At 67.6% G+C, this 17,853-nt stretch carries 12 protein-coding genes; 4 read left to right on the top strand and 8 right to left on the bottom strand.

The genetic code is table 11. The features are described from left to right. Positions 1–16: 16 nt before the first annotated feature. From AWB72_RS29645 to AWB72_RS09425, 8 genes are all read right to left on the bottom strand, one after another. Positions 17–919: a DUF4150 domain-containing protein gene (locus AWB72_RS29645; protein ID WP_052449823.1), complete on the bottom strand. Its 903-nt coding sequence runs from the start codon at positions 917–919 to the stop codon at positions 17–19. Then, positions 916–1,944 carry a 3-oxoacyl-ACP synthase gene (locus AWB72_RS09455; RefSeq protein ID WP_040050078.1) on the bottom strand — a complete coding sequence of 343 codons (1,029 nt, stop codon included), beginning with the start codon at positions 1,942–1,944 and terminating at the stop codon, positions 916–918. Before AWB72_RS09455 ends, AWB72_RS29645 begins: the two co-directional genes overlap by 4 nt. Then, positions 1,941–3,041, bottom strand: a complete 1,101-nt coding sequence (locus AWB72_RS09450; RefSeq protein ID WP_040050079.1) for a DUF2169 family type VI secretion system accessory protein — start codon at positions 3,039–3,041, stop codon at positions 1,941–1,943. Before AWB72_RS09450 ends, AWB72_RS09455 begins: the two co-directional genes overlap by 4 nt. Before the next feature lie 11 nt (positions 3,042–3,052). Continuing rightward, positions 3,053–3,520, bottom strand: coding sequence for a DUF6484 domain-containing protein (locus AWB72_RS09445; protein ID WP_052449824.1), 468 nt, complete (start codon positions 3,518–3,520; stop codon positions 3,053–3,055). Between the two features lie 69 nt (positions 3,521–3,589). Further along, on the bottom strand, positions 3,590–4,615 hold the full coding sequence (locus AWB72_RS09440; protein WP_040050080.1) for a type VI secretion system protein TssA: 1,026 nt from the start codon (positions 4,613–4,615) through the stop codon (positions 3,590–3,592). Between the two features lie 12 nt (positions 4,616–4,627). Next, a complete protein-coding gene (locus AWB72_RS09435) occupies positions 4,628–10,690 on the bottom strand; it encodes a two-partner secretion domain-containing protein (protein WP_087128019.1) in 6,063 nt (2,020 codons plus the stop codon). A 20-nt stretch (positions 10,691–10,710) separates the two neighbouring features. Then, positions 10,711–12,444, bottom strand: coding sequence for a ShlB/FhaC/HecB family hemolysin secretion/activation protein (locus tag AWB72_RS09430; RefSeq protein ID WP_087128045.1), 1,734 nt, complete (start codon positions 12,442–12,444; stop codon positions 10,711–10,713). Positions 12,445–12,509: 65 nt separating this feature from the next. Next, positions 12,510–14,711 (bottom strand): CHAT domain-containing protein, encoded by a 2,202-nt coding sequence (locus tag AWB72_RS09425; RefSeq protein WP_244285569.1) that lies wholly within the window; start codon positions 14,709–14,711, stop codon positions 12,510–12,512. A 158-nt stretch (positions 14,712–14,869) separates the two neighbouring features. On the opposite strand from AWB72_RS09425, the gene tssJ reads away from it, so the two are divergent. The 4 genes from tssJ (at position 14,870) to tssK (ending at position 17,847) form a co-directional block, all read left to right on the top strand. Beyond that, a complete protein-coding gene (tssJ, locus tag AWB72_RS09420) occupies positions 14,870–15,409 on the top strand; it encodes a type VI secretion system lipoprotein TssJ (protein WP_342065423.1) in 540 nt (179 codons plus the stop codon). Between the two features lie 70 nt (positions 15,410–15,479). Next, entirely contained in the window at positions 15,480–15,956 is a 477-nt protein-coding gene (locus tag AWB72_RS09415) for a hypothetical protein (RefSeq protein WP_052449831.1), read from the top strand. Beyond that, complete coding sequence (locus AWB72_RS09410) at positions 15,956–16,171, top strand: hypothetical protein (protein WP_052449832.1); 216 nt, start codon at positions 15,956–15,958, stop codon at positions 16,169–16,171. Before AWB72_RS09415 ends, AWB72_RS09410 begins: the two co-directional genes overlap by 1 nt. Positions 16,172–16,506: 335 nt before the next feature. Then, the gene (gene tssK, locus AWB72_RS09405; protein ID WP_040050114.1) at positions 16,507–17,847 is read left to right on the top strand and encodes a type VI secretion system baseplate subunit TssK; all 1,341 of its coding nucleotides are present in this window, start codon (positions 16,507–16,509) and stop codon (positions 17,845–17,847) included. Positions 17,848–17,853 lie beyond the last annotated feature (6 nt).

Here is a 17,853-nt window from a genome sequence, read left to right as displayed (position 1 = left end):
GTCATCTCCTTCATCGTCATTTAGGACAATCTGCCTGGCTGATCATGATCTGCAGGTCATGCAACAACGTGTCCGTGGCCTTGATCGCCGGCTGCCTGATGCTTGCTTCGTCCCACACCTTTTGCCTGACCTTGTGCCCGAACCAGTTGTGCCACAACGTGCCGCTTTTTGAACTGTTGCACGATCCACATATACCGACAAAGTTGTTGGGATGATTCACGATCTTGCTTTGCTCGGACGTCGGCAGGCAGGCGAAGAACTTCATCGCCGTCACGTGAGTGACCGGAACAATATGATCGGGCGACAACTTATCCCGTCCCTCTTTGCAAACCGGACAGGTGAGCGGCTTCGGTTTGTTCACCTTGTCCTTGGCCGTTTCGTATTCAGGCTGTTTTCGAAGATTGGACTTCTTCTCCTTGCTCAATTCCTTGGTGTTGCATTTCGCCTCGCACGGTACGAGATCGGGCTTGGCGTCGGGATGCAGCGCCGTGACATGAATCCACGGCGCCCCTTCGTTAGCCGTCGGACAGGCGTGATTGTGCGTCGTCTTGTCGAGGTGTCGCGGAAGGTTCTCGCCTTCTGCGATGACGTCCATCGACCAGGAGATGAAGTACACGCTGCCCGATATCTTGCTGTTCAGCACGCCCTTCTTCGGCGCACAGCCCGCTTCGTCGCCGCTGCTCTTCTTGAACGAGGAAACGTCCTTCAGCATGATCTCTTCGCCCCCGATCTTCACTGACTTCGACCCGTCGGTGGTGTCGGAAGAGAACGCGGAATTCGGATACGGCACGGGCACGCCCGGTGGCGTCGCCGGTGTTTGCGGCGGCGTGAAGCATGTGTCGGGCAGCGCGCAAATCGACTTGCCGTCGGCGGCCTTTCCGGATATTTCCCTTGAGTTGGCGTAGACCTCGGTGCTCATTGCGCAACCGCTGCGTGAAAGATCATGGCCGCCCGTTCACCGGCATCATTGCTCAAGTGCGCGAGAATCCTTGCTCCGGGCGCATAGCGCTTCTGGAAAGCCGAATGAGCCGTCGCGATGACGCCAATACCCGCTACCGCGCCGGTTTCTCCCATGCATTCGGCGGGATGCCAGAGCGGGAAAGTCTCCTTGTGCGCGCGAAGCAATCGCGCGACCGTCAGCGATGCTTCGTCGAAATAATATTGCTCGCCGGACAAATCGCAGATACGGAAATCGCAGTCCACGATGTCGAGGTTCGCGTCGCTCAACGCGATTTTCACGGCGGCGGCCATGCCATCGGCGCGAAGCGGCATTTCGCTGTGGATGTGCGCGTCCTCCTTGCCAAAGCCGAGCGCGACGCACGAGAGGCCCTGCGTCGAATGGCATCGTCCTACGAGCACCGCGCCGCCCGCTTCGCCGGGGATGAAGCCGTTCGAATTCGATGACGTTCGAAGCTGCTCGCGATCCTCGAACGCGCGCAGCGTCCTCCAGTTCAGCAAACTATCCGCGGCGGCGATCACGACGTGTTCGCAGCACCCCTCATGCAACAGCGTGCGCGCCTCCTCCATTGCAACAGCGACACTCACGCGCCCCCACGGAATCACGCGCGACGCGGAGGAGAATTCGGCTTCGAGCGCATCGGCGATTCGTGCGGGGAGCGTGTCATCGAGGCCTCTCGTGCGCCCGGGCCGATCCATTTCCGCCACGCACATCAGGAGCGGAGTGTTCCGCCACTCCGTCTTCGGCACGCCTTCGAGACATTCGCCGATCGCCATCGCGGCCATGTATGCGAGCTTCGTTCGGCCGCGCCACGGACTCCCGAAAGGCACCTGATGCGCGACGATCCATTCGCCTCGGCAATCGATGAACGGCGATTCCGTCGCATTGCTGATCTTCGCGCGGATCGCGGCGCACGTCGCAGGCGCGGACCATCCGGCGCTCGTCACGAGTCCCGTGCTGAGGATGCCGACCGCGCGATCGTTCATCGCATTCCCCCGCGCGCATCGGTCTGCATTGCCACGATCGGAACAGGAAACGCCTCCGCTTCCCACTCCCGCCACCACTCCCTCCCCTTCCGCCCCACCAGCACCCGCGCGACCTCGAACATGTTCTTCCTGAGCGGTCTGCGTACCCGCCAGCTCATCGTGAACCGCTCGAGTTCCGGCTCGAACACGATCGTATCGACGCCCGCCCGATAATCCTCCGGCTCGCCATGCTTCGGCACCACCAGCACCGGCGCTTCGAAATCCGGCAGCGCGAAGCTGCGCCTTCCATCGGCAGTCAAGTTGATCAGCGTCACTTCGGCACCGCCCACAGGCTTCACCAATTGCTGATCCTCGGGCGCGGCCTGGTAATAGCGCTCGTCGAAATCCGGCGGCAGAAACGGAAAGTGCTTCTCCATCCATTCATCGTCGTACGTGCCCGCGTGCCGATACCGCGCGTCCCAGCCGCGCCCGAGCACCCCGAACGACATCGGCCGATACGCCTCGTCCGGACGCATCACCGGCCGATCCAGCTCCTCGGTATTCGGCAGCAAGCGCCCATCGACCCATTCGCGCCGCACATGCCGCCGGAACCCGCGCCCGACCGGATTCGCCATGAACGCCGCATGCTGCATCGGATCTTCGTGCTCCTGATCGATGCCGCCGAACGCGCAATCGTAGGTAATCGGCTTCGATACGAACGGCACCGGCGCGCTCGGCTCGATGCGCGTCGCGCCCGCCTGCCACACACGATCGCCCACCACCGCGAACTGCTTCACCATGTTGCCCACGCGCAAGGCCACCGGCACGCGCGTCGCGGGACGTCCGCCCGGCGCGTGCGCGCAGCCGAGCAGCAGCACGTCGCAGCGCGGCTTGTGCGGCGCGTAGTCCACCTCGTAGTACGGCGCGGAAAATCCCGGCTCGCCGGTGAAGGTATCGGCCATGACGAGCGGCGCCTGTTCATCGGCGAGACGCACCGCTTCGCCCGGCGCGGGCAGGCGAAACGTGCCCTTGACGACGACCACGAGCGACTCGCGCCCGCTCGGCTCGGTGCCCATCGTGTAGCCCGCGATCATGCGGGTGGCGTTGATCAGTTCCATCTTCGCAGGCGTCAATTGAGCTGCACCGATCCGCCCTTGATGCGGTTCACGCCCGACGACCGGCTCGACACATACGTGCCGCGTATCAGCACCTTGCCCGCCTTCGTGAGCGTGATGCTCGCCTGCCCGCAGCGCAACACGATCTCTTCCTTCGCCGTCACCACGAGCCTTTGCCCGTCCGCGTCCGCTTCGACCTGCGCGGGCGCTTCGTCGAGCGGCCACGGTTCATCCGCCTGAAGGCATCCGATGATGACGGGCCGCGCCGGATCGCCCGCCTCGAAAATCAACAGCACTTCGCGCCCGATATGCGCGCCGCGCACATCGGCGACGGTGCGTGCGACGAGCGCCGCGCCGCCCGGCTGCCCTGCGTACACGACGAGCGGACGCGCGCCCTCGCCGCTGAAGCCCACGAGCTCGCCGATGCGAGCGCCTTCGACGACCGGCATCGTCAAAGGCTCGATGAAATCGCGTCCGCTCATCGCATTCTCTCCATGCTTGCTGCTCAGTAGACGAACGTCGCGGCGGCAATTTCAAGCGTCACCGAACCGTCACTCGGGCCGCGTGCCCGCGATCAGATGAATCTGCGCGAGGCTGTCGGGCGCGAGGTCCTGCATCACCGCGAGAAAGTCCTTGCCGATCAGCCCGCGCGCGCGTCGAATCAAGAGCGGCGCGGGACTCGTCGGCTCGGTGCGTTCGAGGAACGCGCAGACCGCATCGAGCGCGGCGATGGCCGCTTCGCGCGATGCAATCTCGCCGGAACGCGCGACACCGCGATGCATCGGCGGCGCGGGTTCTTCCGCTTCGGCTGTTTCGTGCGGAACATCGACGGGCGTCATTGAACGAAACGGCGCGGCGATGTAGCGCGCGGTCGTCGTCAACGCGCTCATCGACGGCGCGCGGGCCGCGCCCAGCTTCCCGCCGATGCACGCCGCCAGCGCCTCCACCGCACGCGGCAGATCGAGCGCATCGGCGCGCAGGGCGGGATCGTGCGCGAGGGCATCGGCGAGCATGCCTTCCACGCGCGGCAGGCTCGCGGCGCTCGCGCCTTCCTGCGGCGCGAGCCGTCCCTGCGCGACCAGCATGTCGCGCACCGTCAGGCGCTCGCCGTGCACACGACACACCTCGCATTCGCGCAGATCGTGCAGCAGCGTTTCGGCTTCGGCGAACGGCGTGTACGCATCCGCGAGCGGCGCGAGCGCGTTGATGCGCAGCGCGGCATCGCCGCCGTCGCCGGCTTCGTCCGGATCGAGCGGCGGATAAAGCCCGTCCCAGTAACGCTCGATAAGCCCGGTCAGCAAGCGCATGCCCGCGATGAAACCCGCCAGCCCATGCACATGCGACGCCGCGCGCGTCCACGCCACCGCCACGCGCACGTCCTTCGAGAGGGCGAGCAGCGCTTCCGCCTGTTCGAGCACGTCGTTCCAGGGCGGCGGCTCGGCGGGGGTATCGAACTGACGCGTGGGATGCTCGCGCGCGAGCGCTTCGAACGCGAGAAACGCCGCGTCGTATTCCAGGTCGATGCCCGCGGGCGGATCGGTCGCGGTCGGCGCGAGCAGCGGTTCGACGTCGATCATGCCGGCTCCTCTTCAGAACTCGCCGCAGCCGTGCTGCCCGTTCACCACGAGGCAGTTGTTGAGATTCGGCCGCGAGCGCACGCGCTTCCATTCCGCCGCGAGCGTGTCGGCCGGACCTTCGGACTGTTGCAGCGCGAGGACCGGCTCGTTCGTGCCGACGCAAATGTTCACGCCGCCCAGATTGCTTTCGTAGACGAAGCTCTGCTCCTGCGCCGTGAAAAGCGGCTGCAGGCCGCTGCGATTGAAGACCGCGCCCTGAAACTCCATCGGCGTGACGATAAGCGTGCCCGGCACGACGACCACCTCGTAGCCCACAGGCGACGAGAACGCGCCGTTGATCGCATAGCGGCCGGGCGGCGAATTCGTCGTCGCGGACGTGCCGGTCACGTCGCCGACGATCGCCGAGCCGCGCTGATCGCCGCCGAGCAGCCCGGTCACGTCGAAGGTGAACGGGCCGTTCGGCGTGCCTTCGACGCGCGCCTGATCGCCGATGACGACCCGCGCGACGGGCCGGTCCGCGTACACGAAGTGATTGCCGCTCGCCGGCACGACGTCCTGCGACGGCAGCCCGTTCCAGCTGCAAACGCCGCCGTAGAGGCAGCCGTAGAAGTTCGGCAGCGTGCCGCCGGGTTCCACGCCGTTGCGCCGCTCGTCGCTGCGCGAGCGCGCCCATATGCGCCACGCGTTGCCCGCGTTCAGCGTGCCGCCCGCATCGTTCTGGAAGATGGCTTGCTGCATCACGAGATCGATGCTGCCGCCCGCACTGAGCGGCGTCGGCGCGCCGGGAACGCCGAGCGCGATCGCGCCAGTGTCCGCGATGGCGGTCAGGTCGCCGGTCACGCTCGCGGGCGGTCCGCCGATCGGGGCGACGTTGCCGGTCGCGCCATCGAGTCCGTTCGCGTTCGCCGCGCCGATCACGAAGCCGCCCGCATTCGAAAACCGCACGTCGTGCGCGCCCGCGAGCGCGAGCGATTCGACACGGTTGCCCGCATCGACGAGATCGAAGTTGCCGCCGCCCGCGAGCAGCAGCGTTTTCGCCGCGATGCCGCCCGGATCGGTCACGGCACCGGACGAATCGAGCGCGAGCGTCTTGCCGGGCAGCGCGATGCCGGACGGCAGACCGATGCCCTGACTGTTCGCGCCGGTGTTCTGCAGCGTGAGGCTCGTCGCGACGGCGGGCCGCGCGGCGCAACCCGCGCCGCCCGCGCACGCGCCTTCGACCACGATGCGCCCGTTCTGCGTCGACGACCCGAGCACGAGCGTCGCGATGGCGGGCGAGAACGCCTGATAGCTCTGCGCGTCGATGGAAAGGCCCGGTGTCGCGCTCGTGCCGAAGAGCGTGACCGGCACGTCGTTCTGCGCGGTCACGGCGAAGCTCGACGGATCGACGGATGCCGGCGCGATGCCGAGTGTCCCGCCGGGCGCGGCGATGGGCGCGGGCGCGCCGCGCACGGCGATGCTGCTGTCCGTGCCGTCGTTCGCCGAACGCAGGATGACCGCGCCCGACGCGCCCGCGCCGATGCCGAACGCCGGGGCCGCGAATCCCGCGTTCGGCGGCACGTTCACCGCGCCGATGCCTAAGCCGGGCGTCGCCGAATCCGTCGAGCCGGTGACGCGCACGTTCGCCGCCGCGATCGATCCGGACCACAGCAGCGCGCCGTATCCGCCGGCATTCGCGCCATTCACGCCATTCACGCCGGTCGCGTGGCCGCGCACATCGACGGTTCCGTTCGGCGCTTGCACCGATGCGCCATCCAGCATCGCAACGCCGTTGTTGCCCGCGCCGCTCGCCGCGCCGAAGACACGGACCGCAGCGGCGCCCGCCGAATCGGTCAGGTTCGCCGAGTCCGTCGCCAGCGAGACGAGCTGCGTCGGCCCCGGATTCACGCTCGCCGCGTTGCCCGCGTTGCGAAGGATCACGCCGCCGCCCGGGTTCGCCGCCGCGTTCAGGCTCTGGCCTTCCACTTCGATGCTGCCCGTGCCGGAGCGGATCGTCGCGTCGTTCAAATCGACGCCGTACGCCGTGCCGAACGCGGGGAACGCCACGCCGTCGCCCGTCGAAATCTGCGCCGGCGCGATGCCGTGCAGCGTGACGTTGCCGCCGCCCGTGTCGATGTCCGTCGAATGGACCTGCACCGTCGCGCCGTCGAAGCCGGTGGTGCCGCCGTTCGCCGTGCCCATCGCGACGCTGCCGCCGTTCGTCGCGAAGCGGATGCGGTACTCCGGGCCTTCGCCCGCATTGCCGAGCGCGATGATCGCGTTGCGCGCATCCGCGACGATATCGAGCGGACCGGCCGTGGACGTGATGTCGTTCTGCAAGTGCAGCACGCCGTTCGAATGAAACGCGATCGTCGAAGCGCCGCTCGCGGTTTCGACGATCGGCACCGGCACGAAAATGTCGCCCGGGGTGCCTGCGACGCCCGCGGTCGTGCGCAGATCGAGACTACCCGCGAGCGTCGGGACCACGCCCGTCGTCGGCGGCACGACGCGCCCGGTCGCGTTATCGAACGTCACGCCCGTGGGATTGGCGATGGAGATGTCGCCCGCATTCGTCATCGTCACGTCGCGCGTGCCGGAGAAGCTGAGCGACCCGACGCTGTTCGGCGCGCCCGTCAAACTGAACGCGCCGAACCCGACGAGATTGAGCGCCGATGCCCGGATGCCCGCGCCGCCTTCCGTCACCGTTCCGGCCGACTGCAAGGTCAGCGTATTGCCGGAAAAGCCGACGGGCAGCGTGATGCCCTCGCTGCCCGCGCCGCCGTTCGCGAGCGTCAGCGACTGCGCGCTCGGCGCGGGATTCTCGATGTTCAGCGCGATCGGCCCCGTATGCGTGGACGATCCGGCGAGCACGTTCAGCACGTTCGGCGAAATCTGGCCGAGCACCGTGGGCGTGATGGTGAATCCGCTGGCGGTCCCGCCGACGTTGATCGGCGTGGCGTTCTGCGCGACGAGATCGAACGTGTCCGGCGCGAGGCCGCCCGGCACGAACACGAGATTGCCGCCCGGCGCGAACAGCGACGGCGACACCGTCGAGAGCGCCGTCGTGATCGTGATGGGCGCGGCCGCGTTCGTCCCGCTCGTGGCGCGCAGCACGAGCGTGCCGCCCGTGTCGAAAGTCTCGTAGGCGTCCGGGTCGCGTCCCGCCGAAATCACCGAGTTGTTGAGCGCGATGGCCGGTGACGTGCTGGGCGTCTGCCCGGTGATCGACAGCAGACGGCCGTTGCCCTGCGCGGTCACGGACGCATCGCTGATCTGCACGCCGGGGAAGACCACGCCGTCGTCGGGCTGATTCGTCGTGTAGCCGCGAATGTCGATATCGCCGTTGGTCGTACGGACATCCACCCGCCGCACGTTGCCGCCGCCGATATCGCCTTGCATCGACACGCCCGGCAGCGCGTTGCCGCCGCCGAAGATGCGTATGTCCGCGTTGGCCGATGTGATCGCCGTCGGTGCGTTCGCGTTGCCGGTCACCGAAACGCCCGTTCCCGGCACGCCGACAGGCACGCCCGGCGCGGGCTGCACCGTGCCTTGCACGAGCATGCGCCCGCCCGCTGCGAGGCGCGTGCCGGCGAGGTCCACGCCATCTACGCGGCTGCTGCCCGCCAGCACGTTGGTGGAATAAGCAGGCGCGCGGCCCGTGACCGACACATCGCCGGTCGCGGTGCTGATGGTCGCGCCTTCGATCCCCACGCCCGCGCCCGACACCGAAGTCGATGCCGTCACGTCCGGCGCGGTGCCGTCGATGCTGATCGCGCCCGACTGCGTGACGAGGCTCGGCGCCTGCACGGTGCTGCCCGTCGTCGGGATGAGCGCGACGCCGATGCCCGACACGCCCGTCGAGAGCCCCGTCGACACGGTCGGCACCACTTGCGCGACGCCGCGAATGTCGATGTTTCCGCTCGTCGTGCTGAGCTGCGTCGCGCCGCTCATCGACACGCCGCCCAGCGCAACCGGCGACGCATTCCCCGCTTGCCCGCTGACGGAGATATCGCTGACGGACGTGGCGAGCGACGAATTCAGCATGTTGACCGCCGCGAGCGGCGTGCTCGTGGGAAAGCCGAGGAACGTGTCGCTGATGCCGAAGCTCGTGTTCGGAATGGTCAGCGCGCCTTGTCCGTTGATGGTGATGGAACCGCTCGCGAGACCGCCCGGCCCTTGCGGCACGCGTGTGTCGATCAGCGAATTTGCGATGCCGACCGCCGCGCCGTCGAAGCTCGTCGCGGCGGCAGGCGTGCCGGCCTGCGCCTGCGGCACGCCGATGGTCAGAAAGCCGCCGTTCGTGCTGATCGACGCCCCCGACAGCACGATGCGGCTCGCGCCCGCCGCTGCGCCGCCCGTGTTGGCGTCGAGCACGACGTTCAGCCTTCCGTTCGGCGGCGCGCTCGGAATCCCCTCCTGCGCCACCGACGCCCCGCCGATGGTCCCGAGCAGCGTGATCGAGCCGTTGGCGCTCATCGTGAGCGTGGCGTCGTTGGCGGCAGCGGGTCCGGTTTTCGTGATGCTCGTGCCGCCCAGCATCGTGATGTCGCCGTTGAATGCGCCCGTGCCGCCGTTGCTCGTCGAAAGCGTGACCGAACTGCCGCTGTTGAGCTGATTGCTGATGTCTTGCGCAAGCACGCTGCTATCGGTCGCGCCGGGTGAAAAGGTGACACGGTTCGCGCCCGTATCGAGCGCGGATACCGCCGTGCCGAGCGTGCTTGGCTGCGTGCTCACGATCAGCAGGCTCGCCGGGTCCAGCAGCCATTCGCCGCCGCGGCCCATCGGGGCATCGACGTGAATCTGACTGCCATTCGTCTCCAGATAGCCGCCGGACGTCTCCACGCGCCCACCGTTGCCGCCGCCCGCCCCGCCCCGTGCCGACAGTTCGCCGTAGACGCGCGCCGCCTGCGTCGCGTACATCACGACGTTGCCGCCATCGCCGGCGGCGAGGGCATCGGCGAGTACGTGGGCATTCGGGCTCATCCACAGGCCGTCCGCGTTCGCGATGTCCGCCTCCCTGCCCGCCGCGCCGCCGCCCACGCGCACGCGTCCGCCGCCTTGTGCGCCGCTCGCGTCGATGCGCGCGCCGTCCATCAGCGCGACATCGTGCCCGGTCACGTCGATGCGCCCGCCCGTGCCGCCGTTCGGCGCGCTGGCGTCGAGACTGCCCGCGATCTCCGTCACGCCCGACGTGCCGCCGTCGAGCACGATGCGCCCGTTGCGCGCCTCCACGCTTCTCGCCCGCACCGTGCCCGTCTGGTTGAGCACGCTCGCGGCGGCTTCGTCGGCGGCGCGCACCGACATCACGATCTGCCCGCCGTCCGCTTCCAGCACGCCCGCGTTGTTCACGAGCGCGTTGGCGACCTTGTCGTTGACCTTCAGCATCGTGAGGCCGTCGCCCGCGAAGTCGAGCGTGATGTCGCTGCCCGCGCCCATCGCGATCTTGCCGAGCGTCGCGCTGACGTGGCCGCTGTTGTCCACCTGCGCGCCCAGCAGCGCGACCGCGCCGCCCGTCGACGCCGTGATCGCCGCGCCCGGTTCGATCGACACGTTCCTGCCCGCCGCGCCGCCCTGCGTGAAGCGGTATTTGCCGGCGAGGAACGCGTCGTCGGAAATGCCGAGCGTCGAGGCGACGAGCGATCCCACGTTCACCGACGCTCCGCGCGCGAACATCACGCCCGCCGGGTTCACGAGGAACACCTGCCCGTTCGCGTTGAGCTGCCCGGCGATGCGGCTCGCCTCGTTGCCCACGACGCGGTTGAGCAGCACCGCCTGCGCCGACGGCTGCGAAATGTCCACGCGCTCGTTGCCCTGAATCGAGAATCCGTTCCAGTTGACGATGCCCTTCTGCGAGCCTTGCGTGATGGTCATCGCGGTGGCGCTCGGCCGGTTGATCGCGACGTTGCCCGCCTGCACCTGCTCGCCGACCGGCAGCGCGAACGCGCCCGGCGCGGCGACGAGCACGAGGAGCGGCAACAGCGCCGACGCCTTCAGCTCGGCGCCCGCATGACGCGCGGCGCGTTTCGCGAAACGCCGGATCGCGCGTTCCCATTCGCGGCGATGCCTGCGGGTCCGAAGGCAAGTGGTGTCGTTCATTGCGCGCTCCTTCACAGACCCTAAAACGATTTGGACACCTGCACGTACACGCGCGGCAGCTTGTCGTCGCCGGTGGTGTCGGGGCCGGTGGTGCGCCAGGCGATGCTGCCGTCGACCGTGATGCCGTACGGCCCGTTCCAGAACGCGCCGATGCCCGCGCCGCTGCGCGTCACCGTGTTCGCGCCTTGTCCGGGAATCGAGCGCGCGTTGTAGCGGCCGACGCCGATATCGAAGAACGCGGACAGCGTGAGCGACGGAATCACCGCGTAACGAAGCTGCGCCGTGCCGATCAGCCCTTCGTCGACGACCGCCTCGGACGGCGAATACGCCCGCACCGCGCGCGGCCCGCCGAGCGTGATGCGCGACGAACTGTCGAGGTTCTGGTTCGCCCATTGCCCCGACATGCCGAGAAAGAAGCTGGTTTTCGGGGTGATCGCGTTGAGGCGGTTGGCCTGCATCGTCAGGCGCACGCTGTTGCCTTGGGCGTGGCGGCCGAACGGACCCTGATCGACCTGCTCCGCGAGCGCCGAATCGATGTTCAGATGCGCGAACGAAAGCTGCACGTCCGCGCTGTTGAAGCCGCCGCCGAGAAAACTGTCGCGGCTTTCGTACGACAGCCCGACGCTCGCCACGTACAGCTTTTGCGGATTCTCGAAGCTCACGCTGCCGATCTTGTCCGTGAGCGACCGATACTCCAGCGCGCCGCGCAGCAGCAGGTTCTGGCTGCGCGAGCGGATGAGCGGATGCGACACCGACGCGGTCACGACATCGGCTTCACCGTGGGCGTCGAGCGCCGAGAAGTTCTGGCCGAGGTAGTAGTACAGATGCGAATACGCGATGCCCGCGCGCGTGCCGTACGCGTTGATCGGTGCGTCGTAGCCGATGCGCCCGTAGACCGTATCGGCGCGTTCGGCGGCGAGCAGGTTGAGGTCGAGGTTGTCGCCGATACCGAATGGCGACGCGAGCCGCCCGACCGCGCCGAGCCGCCAGCGGCCGGCGGGCGCCGCGCCGTAGTCGTCGACGGCGACCGCGAAGTTCCAGCGGCGCACCGGTTCCACGGTCACGCCGAGATCGACGGTGCCAGGCGTGCTGCCCGTCTCCAGCGCCGAACTCACGCGGATGCCCGGCAAGTCCGACAGCAGCAGCATCGTGCGTTCGAGTTCCGCCTGCTTCAGCGGCTTGCCCGGCTCGATGGCGGCGAGCCGCGCGCGCACCATCGACTCCTTGATCGGCGCGCCGGGCGCAACGGTCAGCCGCACGCGCCCGATCTTGCCTTCGAGCACGGTAAAGAGCACATCGCCTTGCGTCACGTCCTGCGGCGGAATCACCACTTGCGCGAGCGGATACCCGCGCTCCCGATACGCCGCCGCGATGCGCGCGCCCATCGCATTGAGATCGTTGATCGATACTTCCTGGCCGATTTTGTCGGCGACGAGCGGAAGCAGCGCGTCGGACGGCAGCGACTCGTTGCCCGCGAAGCGGATGCTCTTCAACGTGAACTTGCGGCCCTCGGGCGCGGGCGGCGCGGCGGGCGGCGGCGCGGGCAGCGCGCTCGTGGCGCCGGGCGGCGGCGCGGCGGTGGAAGGACGCGGCTGCTCGTTGAGCAGCGTGCCGGCGCTCGGCGTCTGCTGCGTGCCGGGAAGCGGCACCTGCTGCGCCCACGCCGACAGCGCGCCCGCACACGCGATGCTCGCGCCGGCCACGCGCGCGAGCTTGCGCCGACGCGGATTGATACGGATAGCGAAGGAATTCATGGCGTCGTTCACGGCTGCGTCGTTATCGAAAATCAGGCGAAGTGAAGCGAATTGAAGCGGAACGTTCAGCGCGCGACCGAAAGCCGCCAGTTGCCCATCAGATCGAAGGGCGCCCAGTAGAACGGATGCGCGAACTTGCTGTCGGCGAGCACGGCGAGTTGTGCATCGCGCATCGCGTCGATGGCTTCTTCGCCTTTCGTGAGCCCGCCGTAGAACGTGCGCATGGTGAGCGCGGTGGATTCATCGGCGACGGGCCACATCGATACGAGCAGCGCCGATGCGCCCGCGTAGAAGAACGCGCGCGTGAAGCCCATGATCTCGTCGCCGCGCTCGATGCGCCCGAGCGCCGTCTCGCACGCGGACAAGGTCACGAGCGCGACGGAATCGAACTTGAGGTTGTAAATGTCCTCCGCGAGCATCGGGTCGGGACCGTCGGCGGGCTGCGTGGCGGGCGCGAGCAGCACGCGGGAATGCAGCGGATCGATGGTGTCGGCTTGCGCGTGCGTCGCCACATGCACGATGCGGCCCGCCGGTGCGTTGTCGCTGAAGGTCTTGCGCGTAACGTCGTCGTGGAGGAAGGCTTCGCGCTGCGCGAAGAGCGGGCCGATGGCGCGGACTTCGGCTTCCGCGCCCGGAAGATCGAACTCCGGCGCAATGCGCGGATTGCCGAACGCGACGAGATTGCTCGCGACGCGCTGCTGCCGCCGCACGAGCTGCACGGCGACGCTCGCCGATGGCGCGAGCGCGATGGCGTGTCGCTGGATCAGAAAACCGTCCGCGTTTTTCAGCGCCTGGAACGGCATGTAGTGCAGCGCGCCGTTCGGCACGACGATGAGCCGTTCGCCCGGACGCAGGCCGAGCGGCGCGATGAGGAGCGCGTCGAGCTTCGCGCCGTAGGTGAGCGCCTGCGGCCGCCCGCGCACGATCGCGCCGCGAAAGTCGTCGACGGCGAGCGCCATGTCGCGGCGCGCGATCGGCAGCGTGAAGCCCCGGATGCCATCAGCGCGCACGACCCACGCGATCATCTTGTCGGTCAGGCCGTGATATTCGACGATCGCCTCGCCGGGTTTGAGCGCGCCGCGCACATCGTCGAGCGACAGCGCGCGGCCGTTGAGCTGCGTTTCACCGACGCTGGATGCGAGCCGGTTGCGCACCACGTCGAGCAGCGCGCGGCTGCGGCTCTTTTCCGAGAGCGCCCAGGCCTCTGCGTAATCGCCGTCTTCGACGACGAGCGCGATCGTTTCCTCGAAGACCGTTTGGGTATCGGAGAAGAGACCGGTCTTGAACTCGTCGCTGCGAAAGCGTGCGCGGATGGACTCGGATTCGTCGAGCGCGGTGAGCCACGCGTCGCGCGCCTTCGCGCGGTCGCCGAGCGCGAGGTATGCGCGGCCCATGCCTTCCTGCGCCCAAAGCTTGTCGTAGCTGGCGTCGGAGCCGCCTTTCGCGGCGCTGGCGGCGAACGCGTCGAGCGCTCGTTGCGGCTTGTGCTCGGCGAGCAGCAGATTGCCTTCGATGCGTTTCCTGAGCGGCGCGAGCAGCGTGTCGTCGATGCCGCCGGTTTCCGCGAAGGTCGCGCGCGCGCCGGCTGCATCGCCGGCGGCGATTTGCGCGTTGGTGATCGAGAGCAGCACCATCGGCCGATACCGCGCCGAAGCCGTCGCGAGCGCCGCGCGATATTCGGTGAGCGCGGCGGCCGGATCGCCGCGCCGCGCCGCGATGTCGCCGAGCACCTTGTGCGCGGGCGCGAGCACTTGCTGCGGATTGCCCGCGCCCGCGGCGATGGCCTCTTTCGCGTAGCGTTCGGCGTCGGGGAGATCGCCCGCGTAGCTGTAGGCGATGGCCAGATCGCGACGCGACAGCGCGGCGAGGTTCGCGTTGTCCGTCTCCTTGGCGACGACGAGCGCGCGCGACGCCGCCTCGATGCTCTCGCGAAAATCCCCGCGCTCCGCCGCCGCCACCGACATGCTGCAGTACGCGTAGCCGTCGAGCTTGACCTGATCGCGCGCGAGCAGAAGGCGCCCTTCTTGCGAGAGCGTCGCGATGGTTTCGGCGTCGCGCACGCGGGCTTCGGCCTGGCGCGCGGCGGGCGTCGGCGCTTCGTCGCGCGTGCGCTGCGCCGATTGGGCCGATTGCGCATCGGCGCGGGCGGCGGCGGCGGCGAGCGCGCAGCACATCGCGAAGGTGGTGGCGATCCGCCGTGCGTCGCTTTTCGCGACGCGAGCACCGGCCTTCAGACGGGCCGGCGCGATCCGATCGATCGGTTTCACGAATGCGCTCCTCGATGACCGCCGCATCGTGCGATGCGGTGCCACGATTAGACGAAACACCGCAGCCGATTTGAAAAACGCGGCGGCGTGGATCGTCTGCTGCTGTGTCGGCGGTCTCACTCAGGCGTTCATCACGGATCATGGACAGCGCGCGTTTTATGGCTCTCATGCGGCTTTGTTGCTTTTGTTGCTTTTGTTGCTTTCGTTGCGCTCGTTGCGCCGTGTTGCTTTGCATGCTCGCCGTGGCCGCGTGCAAGTCGCCGCCTCCGCCGCCTGCGCCGACCATCGTGCGAATCAGCGTGAATGCGCTCGATGGCGTCAATCCGGATCACACGGGGCGGCCCTCGCCCGTCGTCGTGCGCGTGTACGAGCTGAAGACGACCGCCGCCTTCGATAGCGCCGATTTCTTCACGCTCTACGGCAAGGATCAGGCGACGCTCGGCGGCGATCTCAACGCGAAGAACGAATTCCTGCTGAAGCCGGGCGAAAGCCGCAGCGTGGAGCAGACGGTGCAGCCGGGCACGAAGTTCGTCGGGGTGATGGCGGCGTATCGGGATATCGAACGATCGCGCTGGCGTATCACCGAGCCCGTGCCGCCGAATCAGACGACGGTGATGAACGTGCGTGTCGATGCGGCCGATGTGAGTATCGCGGCGCAGGCGGTGCCTGCGGCGGTGGGGAAGAAGGTTGGGAAGTGACCAATTTTGGCTTCGGCCCATGTTCGCCAGTGATACTTTCGTATCCTAACGATACAGGGGACGATCAGAGATGGCTTGCCGACTATCGCGGGCGGCGTCATCGGGCAGTTCTTTCGAGCGCACGCGGAAATCTTCGTGGATCGATCTGCCCGCGTTCAACGGGCCGGCTATTTTCAGCGCGAAACCGGGCGATGTGTTGCCCGACGGGCGGATCGCTACGGCGATAAAAAGCTCAGGTTCAGATATGGCAGGAGCAGTCTTAGGGGAAAGCAGTTCGGATGGTGGCTCGCTGGCACTGAGCCTCGATGATGAGGACTCCACGCTCAATGCGGCACCGTTCGAGTATTCTGAAGACTCGCCGTTGGGTGACGTCTTGGACTCAGCGGCCAGGGCCGTAAGCGAGCCGGACGAAGCGCATTGCTTTGCCCAGTATGAGCGCGACCTCGACATGTGTAACGCGCTGTATACAGCAATGGGCGGCAGTCGTGGCGCGATCCTGTGTCGCCAGAACGCATTTGATCGTCATCAACAGTGCAGAGGATTTTGATGGCTGCTCATTCGCCGTATTCTGTCGTCTCCTACTCGGAAGACACACGAGTGTTCCTGGTTCACGCAATCGAGCCGGCCGCGATAGCGCCCTTACTCGCGGGCAAGCTGGAATTGCCTATTGCTCCGGAAGAGTTCGATAACAAACTGGACGATGAATTCGCGCGCCGCCTGAGCGTCGCCATGCTCAACCTGATCGCGTTAGGACAGCCGTAGATCAAGCGGTATATGAGCGTGACTCAGCAGCCGATGGACGAGCCCGAGTGAAATCAGACGTCGAAGGCGAACGGCAGCCATCCTGCGCACGGTGCCACTGAACATCGGCTGGCGATGCGGCACCGGGTTCGTGGTTCCTGGAAAAGATGCTTGAGGACTTTCTGACAGAGTCGCTAATTCGATCCATCCGCCCACGTCCGCCCCATTCGTCACACCAGACGCCCCACAAGCAGCCCCCCTTCCAAATTCCCCGCCCCCAATCGTTCTTTGACCGGAGCGCCCGGAACGCCCTCGCGTCCTGTAAGCGCCCGCCCGAGCCAAGGAATCGAGCCACCATGACCTGGCATCAACGCATGATCTGGTCCGAGGGCCTCTTCCTCGAACCGCAGCATTTCCAGCAGCATGACCGCTTCATCGAGCATCTCGTGCGCTCCCATGCGCGCGCGACCGAAGCGTGGTCGTGGGGCTGGGCCGCCGTGAGCATCGACGACATCGCGCTCGGGCTCGGCAAGATCGCGCTGTCGCAGGCGTTCGGCGTGCTGCCCGACGGCGTCGCGTTCTCCTTTCCCGACGACGCCCCCGCGCCGCCCCCGCTCGACATCCCGCCCGGCACGCGCGACGAAACCGTGCTGCTCGCACTCCCGCTCGCCCGCGCAGGCGCCAAGGAATTCGACTCCGATGCCGCCGCCACGGACCGCGTCGATCACCTGCGCTATCGCACGAGCGATACCTCCGTCGCCGATGTCACCACGAGCACCGATCGCGTCGCGCAAATCCGCGTCGGCGCGCCGAATCTGCGGCTCATGCTCGCGCGCGACGCCACCGACGCCTTCGCGACCATCGGCCTCGCGCGCGTGCTCGAGCGCCGCGCGGACAATCGCGTGGTGCTCGATCCCGCCTACATCCCGCCGATGCTCCACGCGCTCGCCGACGCGCGTCTTCTCGGCTACGCGCAGGAACTCGCGGGACTCGCGCATCAGCACGCGGACCGGCTCGCGAGCCGCCTCGCGAATCCGGGGCGCGGCGGCGTCGCGGAAATCGCGGATTTTCTGCTGCTGCAAACGCTCAACCGCTTCGAGCCGCAGTACGCGCATCTGCTGCAATCGCCGCTTCTGCATCCCGAACGCCTTTATCAGACGACGCTCGCGTTCGCCGGCGACCTCGCCGCCTTCGACGAGCGCCGCCGCGTGCCCGCGTATCCGCCGTATCGGCACGACGACATCGCCGCGTCGTTCGAGCCGCTGATGCGCGACGTGCGCCAACTGCTCGCGCAAGTGCGCGAACCGGACGCCGTCGCCATCGAATTGCAGAGCCGCAAGCCCGGCGTGCGCGTCGCGCTCATCAACGACCTCGAACTCGTGCGCAGCGCGGGCTTCGTCCTCGCGGCGAACGCGCAGATGCCGGGCGAGGCGCTGCGCACGCGCTTTCCCACGCAGGTCAAGATCGCGCCCGCCGAAAAGCTGCGCGATCTCGTCAATCTCGCACTGCCGGGCATCGGACTGCGCGCCATGCCGGTCGCGCCGCGTCAGATTCCGTTTCACGCGGGCTTTTCGTATTTCGAGCTGGATCGCGGCGGCGAGCTGTGGAAGGAACTGGAGCAGACCGGCAATCTGGCGATGTATATCGCGGGCGAATTTCCGGCGCTCGAACTCGAATTCTGGGCGATCCGCCATTGAGACCAT

The organism is Caballeronia concitans (assembly GCF_001544615.1).
Taxonomy (GTDB): Bacteria; Pseudomonadota; Gammaproteobacteria; order Burkholderiales; family Burkholderiaceae; genus Caballeronia; species Caballeronia concitans.
This window is presented reverse-complemented; position numbering and strand designations above follow the sequence as displayed.

Excerpts from the sequence above, each read along its gene's own strand:
- AWB72_RS29645 (WP_052449823.1), bottom strand. The coding sequence starts at position 919 with ATGAGCACCGAGGTCTACGCCAACTCAAGGGAAATATCCGGAAAGGCC.
- AWB72_RS09455 (WP_040050078.1), bottom strand. The coding sequence starts at position 1,944 with ATGAACGATCGCGCGGTCGGCATCCTCAGCACGGGACTCGTGACGAGC.
- AWB72_RS09450 (WP_040050079.1), bottom strand. The coding sequence starts at position 3,041 with ATGGAACTGATCAACGCCACCCGCATGATCGCGGGCTACACGATGGGC.
- AWB72_RS09445 (WP_052449824.1), bottom strand. The coding sequence starts at position 3,520 with ATGAGCGGACGCGATTTCATCGAGCCTTTGACGATGCCGGTCGTCGAA.
- AWB72_RS09440 (WP_040050080.1), bottom strand. The coding sequence starts at position 4,615 with ATGATCGACGTCGAACCGCTGCTCGCGCCGACCGCGACCGATCCGCCC.
- AWB72_RS09435 (WP_087128019.1), bottom strand. The coding sequence starts at position 10,690 with ATGAACGACACCACTTGCCTTCGGACCCGCAGGCATCGCCGCGAATGG.
- AWB72_RS09430 (WP_087128045.1), bottom strand. The coding sequence starts at position 12,444 with ATGAATTCCTTCGCTATCCGTATCAATCCGCGTCGGCGCAAGCTCGCG.
- tssJ (WP_342065423.1), top strand. The coding sequence starts at position 14,870 with ATGGCTCTCATGCGGCTTTGTTGCTTTTGTTGCTTTTGTTGCTTTCGT.
- AWB72_RS09415 (WP_052449831.1), top strand. The coding sequence starts at position 15,480 with ATGGCTTGCCGACTATCGCGGGCGGCGTCATCGGGCAGTTCTTTCGAG.
- AWB72_RS09410 (WP_052449832.1), top strand. The coding sequence starts at position 15,956 with ATGGCTGCTCATTCGCCGTATTCTGTCGTCTCCTACTCGGAAGACACA.
- tssK (WP_040050114.1), top strand. The coding sequence starts at position 16,507 with ATGACCTGGCATCAACGCATGATCTGGTCCGAGGGCCTCTTCCTCGAA.